Source organism: Adlercreutzia caecimuris B7, assembly GCF_000403355.2.
GTDB classification, from domain to species: Bacteria; Actinomycetota; Coriobacteriia; order Coriobacteriales; family Eggerthellaceae; genus Adlercreutzia; species Adlercreutzia caecimuris.
Map to the genome: position 1 here is coordinate 1 of NZ_KE159650.1, position 1,147 is coordinate 1,147.

The following is a 1,147-nucleotide window of genomic DNA, read 5'->3' on the forward strand; positions in this document are numbered from 1 at the left end:
CTTACTTCCACATCTCGGGGCGCACGAGGGTGGGATCCTCGACGCGGTTCGGGAAGTAGTCGAGGCACTCGCCCTCGCGGTAGACGTCGGCGGTGGAGCAGTGCAGGCCGCCGCCGAACGGGTAGGCGTCGCGCAGGTCGCAGGGGATGACGTTCATGCCCAGCTTGTCCATCTGCTCCTGCTGGTGCACCTCGGAGGCCTCCACGATGACGGTCTTCGGGTCGAGGACCAGGCAGTTCATGGACAGCCACACGGAGGAGTAGCACAGCGCCGGCGGCTCGGTGTGGGCCGGGTCGGCGGCCTCGACGATCTGCCAGTCGTTGGCCTCGAAGATGGCGCGCTGCGGCTCGGGCAGCGGGCGGTGCGGGTTGTTGATGATCAGGCCCGGGCGCAGCGGCACGAAGGTCGCGTCGATGTGGATCGGGTAGGGGTCGCCCGGGAAGTTCACGGCGTGCACGCGGAACTCGGGGTAGTAGCGCTGGAACCAGTCCATGGCGGCGCGGTTGGTGGTCAGGCCGTGCTGGATGAACAGGTCCTTGCCCATGCGCATCACGTCGGCGGCGTCCCACATGGGCTCCACCTCGGTGGTCACGAAGTCCTTGGCGGCGGTGCGCTCGAGGCGCTCCTCCAGCGAGATCTTCTCGTCGTAGTAGTTGTGCTTGTAGGAGCGGTCGGTCAGGCGCGGGCGGGGGGCCTGGGTCCACTTGAAGTCGGGGTCCTGCTCGAAGTACATCTCCATGAGGGGCCAGTAGGCCAGGTACTCGTAGTAGCGGCAGCGGAAGGAGTTGGCGGCGGCCATGATCTCGTTGCCGATGGTCAGCAGGATGTCGCGCGGGGGCATGCAGGTCATCATGGAGTCGTTGCGGAAGTCCGGCGTGCCGATGGCCTGGTTCCACTGCAGCGGGGTCGGGCGGTCGACGACGACGCCGCGGTCCTCGAGGATCTTCACGAGGTTCTCGAGGCACTCGTTGCCGCGGGCGACGGTATCGGGAGGGCGCAGGCCCCACATGCCGCGCATCTCGGAGTCAACGGGCACCTTCTCGGAGGTGGCGGGCTCCTCCGGCGGGATGACGGAGTTGTCGCAGCGGCCGACGATGACGCGCTTCAGCGGATCCCAGTCGTTCCAAGAGCTGACGATCTTTGCCAT

At 67.0% G+C, this 1,147-nt stretch carries 1 protein-coding gene; it reads right to left on the reverse strand.

The window, feature by feature from the left end; all coding sequences use genetic code 11:
- Window position 1: 1 nt before the first annotated feature.
- On the reverse strand, window positions 2–1,147 hold a 1,146-nt coding region (locus C811_RS15555), incomplete at its 5' end, for a glycine amidinotransferase (RefSeq protein ID WP_016310681.1).